This window comes from Winogradskyella sp. (assembly GCF_025210595.1).
Classification (GTDB): Bacteria; Bacteroidota; Bacteroidia; order Flavobacteriales; family Flavobacteriaceae; genus Winogradskyella.
On the sequence record NZ_JAOARH010000016.1, the window covers coordinates 1 to 4,544 of the forward strand.

6 protein-coding genes are annotated in these 4,544 nt (G+C 31.5%); 3 read left to right on the plus strand and 3 right to left on the minus strand.

The window, feature by feature from the left end:
- Positions 1-731, minus strand: a 731-nt coding sequence (locus N4A42_RS01295; protein ID WP_294068809.1) for a GIY-YIG nuclease family protein, incomplete at its 3' end; no start/stop codon positions are given.
- Between the two features lie 157 nt (positions 732-888).
- Here N4A42_RS01295 and rimK point away from each other — a divergent pair.
- Genes rimK through N4A42_RS01310 form a run of 3 tightly spaced genes read left to right on the plus strand, consistent with a single transcriptional unit; the run spans position 889 to position 3,334 of the window.
- Entirely contained in the window at positions 889-1,764 is an 876-nt protein-coding gene (gene rimK, locus N4A42_RS01300) for a 30S ribosomal protein S6--L-glutamate ligase (protein ID WP_294068811.1), read from the plus strand.
- 41 nt (positions 1,765-1,805) lie between these two features.
- A complete protein-coding gene (locus tag N4A42_RS01305; protein ID WP_294068813.1) occupies positions 1,806-2,774 on the plus strand; it encodes a succinylglutamate desuccinylase/aspartoacylase family protein in 969 nt (322 codons plus the stop codon).
- Positions 2,771-3,334, plus strand: coding sequence for a 5-formyltetrahydrofolate cyclo-ligase (locus N4A42_RS01310; RefSeq protein ID WP_294068815.1), 564 nt, complete (start codon positions 2,771-2,773; stop codon positions 3,332-3,334). Before N4A42_RS01305 ends, N4A42_RS01310 begins: the two co-directional genes overlap by 4 nt.
- On the opposite strand, the gene N4A42_RS01315 is transcribed toward N4A42_RS01310, so the two are convergent.
- Both N4A42_RS01315 and N4A42_RS01320 read right to left on the minus strand, forming a co-directional pair.
- Positions 3,288-3,956 carry a lipoprotein signal peptidase gene (locus tag N4A42_RS01315; protein ID WP_294068817.1) on the minus strand — a complete coding sequence of 223 codons (669 nt, stop codon included), beginning with the start codon at positions 3,954-3,956 and terminating at the stop codon, positions 3,288-3,290. The two genes, N4A42_RS01310 and N4A42_RS01315, sit on opposite strands and share 47 nt — an antisense overlap.
- 218 nt (positions 3,957-4,174) lie before the next feature.
- Positions 4,175-4,544: TraR/DksA C4-type zinc finger protein (locus N4A42_RS01320; RefSeq protein ID WP_294068819.1), on the minus strand; the 370-nt coding region annotated here is incomplete at its 5' end.

The window sequence follows — 4,544 nt, forward strand, 5'->3', positions numbered from 1 at the left end:
ACCTGATAATTTTCTAAAATTTCGAGTTTTTCCTTTATTCTTTGAGCATCTTCAAACTGCATAGCTTCGGCATGCTGCTTCATTTGAACTCTAAATTGCTGTAACGAATCTTTAAAATTTCCTTTTACAATTTGCCTAACACTATTTAATGTTTCTGTATAATCTTCTTCTTTTACAAATCCTGCACAGGCACCATTACACGCATTTATATGATATCCCAAACAAGGTTTAAGATTTTCTTTTGCTAATTTTTCAGTTGTAATACGCGTATTACAAGTTCTTAGAGAATAAACACTCTTTATAAGATCTAGAAGCGTATTTATGGTTTTCATACTTGTATATGGCCCAAAATATTCTGAACCATCCTTAATATGTCTTCTCGTAGGAAAAATACGTGGGAAAGGTTCGTTTTTTATACACAACCAAGGATAGGTTTTATCATCCTTAAGCATAACATTATACTTCGGCTGATATTTTTTAATAAGATTATTTTCAAGCAAAAGCGCATCATTTTCTGTCTCTACAACAATATGCTTTACAGATGCTATATTTTTTACTAAAACTCGTGTTTTACCATAATCATGATGCTTAGTAAAATAACTTCTTACTCGTTTTTTTATGTCCTTAGCCTTACCTACATAGATTAGCTTTTCATCAGCATTAAAATACTGATATACTCCAGGTTGATTGGGCAGAGTTTTTATTTGTATTTCTAGTGAAGTTTCTGACATTAAATCAAAGGTAGATAAAAGTTCTAAGTTTTGAGTTATATGTCTTTAAAGTTAACAATAGTTATTCTATTGCTTAAGAATTATTTAATGATAAGATCTTTTCCATGATTTCTATTTCAACAAATACTTATTAACTTTAGGCACTTTAAGTATTACTATGAATATTGTCATTCTCTCTAGAAATGAAAACTTGTATTCAACAAGACGTCTTGTTGAAGAAGGTGAAAACAGAGGTCATATTATAGAAGTTATTGATCCTTTGCAATGCGATATCATCATTGAACAAGAAAAACCCACTATTTATTACCAAGACAGATACTTAGACTATGTCGACGCCATTATACCTAGAATTGGAGCCTCAGTTACTTTTTTTGGCTGTGCTGTAGTGAGACAGTTTGAAATGATGAACGTTTTTACAACAGTAACATCAGATGCTATTATAAGAAGTAGAGACAAATTGCGAAGTTTTCAGCGTTTATCTAAAGCTGGTATTGGTATGCCAAAAACCGTTTTCACAAATTATTCGAGAGATGTAGAAGAGGTTTTAAATCATGTTGGAGGTCCTCCTGTAATTATAAAATTACTTGAAGGTACTCAAGGACTTGGAGTTGTTTTGGCAGAATCTAGAAATGCTGCAGAATCTGTACTCGAGGCTTTTAATGGACTACAAGCCAGAGCACTAGTTCAAGAATATATAGCAGAGGCAAAAGGAGCAGATTTAAGAGCACTTATTGTAGATGGCCAAGTTGTTGGAGCCATGAAACGACAAGGAAGAGAGGGTGAGTTCCGTTCTAATTTACACAGAGGAGGTAGTGCAAATTTAATTCGTCTTTCTGAAGAAGAATTAAAATTAGCAATTAAAGCTTCTCGCGCATTAAAATTACCTGTTTGCGGTGTAGATATGTTACAATCTTCTAGAGGACCTTTAATTATGGAAGTAAATTCTACTCCTGGATTAGAAGGCATAGAGGGAGCTACACGAAAAAATATTGCAAGAGCAATTATTACCTTTATAGAACGTAATAGAAGTTAAGTTTTAATAAAATTGAGATTCCCTTTTTATGGGAAATGAGTATGAGTGAAAAAGAAGTATTACATATACTTGGAGAAAAAGTAGCACTAGGTGAGAGTGCAAAAGTTAGTTTTAATGTTGCAAAATTACATACCCAAAACACTATAGATGTTCCGGTAATTATTGAGCGTTCTAAAAAACCTGGACCAACCGTATTAATAACTGCTGGCATACATGGAGATGAAGTAAATGGTGTAGAAATTGTTCGTCAAATAATTGCAAAAGGTATTAATAAACCTAAAAAAGGGACCATTATTTGTATTCCTGTAATTAATGTTTTTGGATTTATACATATGGATCGTGAATTTCCTGATGGCAGAGATTTAAATCGTGTTTTTCCTGGTGGCGAAAATGGCTCTTTAGCTAGTAGAGTGGCACATAAACTTATGACAGAAATTGTACCTCATGCCGATTTAATTTTAGATTTTCATACAGGAGGTGCAGATCGTTTTAACGCTGCTCAAATTCGTATTACTAAAGATGATGTTGTTTTAAATGAATTGGCCCAAGTTTTTGGAGCTCCATTTATTTATTACGCTAAAAACCTAAACAAATCCTTTAGGCATACTTGCTATAAACTAGGTATACCTATGTTACTGTTTGAAGGTGGGAAATCCTTTAACATTAGTAATACCATTACCAATGCAGGTGTTAACGGCACTAAGCGCGTATTACATCATTTAGGGATGCTAAACGGAAAATTTAAAGCCTCAGAACCAAAAAAGAATGTTTTAAAAATACAAGAAAGTAAATGGATTAGAGCTAAGCATTCTGGTATGTTTAAAGCTAACTTAACTGTAAATACCCAAGTAAAAAAAGGTGATGTTTTAGGCAATATTACAGATCCTTACGGAAACTTTAATCACTTTGTAAAAGCACCTAATAACGGCTATATTTTTAATGTTAATAAATCACCTATTATTTATCAAGGTGATGCTATTTTTCATATATCAACTAAACTAGAAGAATGACAAAATCAGAGCTTCGCAAAAAATATAAAACCTTAAGAAAAGAACTTTCTACAGAAAGCATCGAAGATTTAAGTCTTTCAATAGCAAACAAACTATTACAATTAGATATATGGGACAAATCTTTTTACCATATCTTCTTACCTATTGAAGAACAAAAAGAAGTAAATACCGAATATATTTTAAATATTCTAGCAGGAAAGGACAAAAACATTGTTATTTCTAAAAGTAATTTTGAAGATTATTCTATGACACACTATCTACTTACAGATAGTACTAAAATTAAAAAAAACAACTATAACATTCCTGAACCCATAGATGGTATCGAAATTTCGACACCACAAATAGATATAGTATTTATACCATTATTAGCATTTGATAACAAAGGGAACAGAGTAGGCTATGGCAAAGGATTTTATGATAGGTTTTTAAGCCACTGCAAACCCGAAACCCTAAAAATAGGCTTATCTTTTTTTGAAACTGAAAAAGAACATTTTGAAACAAACAATAATGATGTTACGCTAGATTATTGTGTAACTCCGAATGTGATATTTCACTTTTAGATGATTCTTTAAAAGCCTTTTTATTAAACACAATTAAAATTCCTATTCCTGTACTAATAGCAACATCCGCGACATTAAAAACAGGATCAAAAAACGAAAAGGATTTGCCACCAATTAACGGCAACCATCCAGGTAATCGACCACTCCAAATAGGGAAATGCAACATATCTACAACCTTACCATGAAACACTTCAGCATAACCACCTCCTTCTGGTAAAAATGTTGCTACTTCAAAAGTGCTATCGCCAAATAATATTCCATAAAACACTGAGTCTATAATATTACCCAAAGCACCTGCAAAAATTATAGCAATAGCAAAAATTAATGTTTTCGATTTCTCTTTCTTTATAACATCAACAAGCCAAAACCCAATAGCTGTTACTGCAACAATCCTAAACAAGGTTAAAATAAGCTTTGCTGACTTATCTGAAATAAAGGTGAAAAAATCGCTCAATTTTGCTCCCCAAGCCATGCCATCATTTTCAACAAATACAATCTCAAACCAAGACAATATTTGTATTGGCCGATCAACAAGCGAAAAATTTGTTTTAATATATATTTTACTGATTTGGTCTATCAATAATATAATAATGATAATAATTGAAACTTTCTTTAATGACATATCACTTACCAAAAATGTAAAAATCTTTTTATGTTATAATACTATTACAAATAATTCCTCGCTATAAACTTACAAATAAAGAAGCCTTAAAAAATATATTTTAAGGCTTCTTTATTAATTTAATTTTTCCATTCTGAACCTTCACTAGAAATTTAATTAGTGTTGTTTCAAAATTTTAAAAATATCTCTAAGAGATTCCTGCCTACACAGGGAATTAATTACTTCTGCATGTTCTTAGCTTCAATACTTAGTGTAGCATGAGGCACTAATTTAAGACGTTCTGGATTAATTAATTTTCCTGTAACTCTACAAACTCCGTATGTTTTATTTTCTATACGAATCATGGCATTTTTTAAATCTCGAATAAATTTTTCTTGACGGATAGCTAAAGCCGAATTAGCCTCTTTACTCATCGTAGCACTTCCTTCTTCAAATGCTTTAAATGTAGGAGACGTATCATCTGTACCATTGTTATGATCATTCATGTAGGCACTTTTTATAAGCTCTAAATCGTGCTCAGCTTTATCAATTTTCTCTTGTATTAAAACTCTGAATTTCTCTAAATCATTGTCAGAATATCTATTCTTA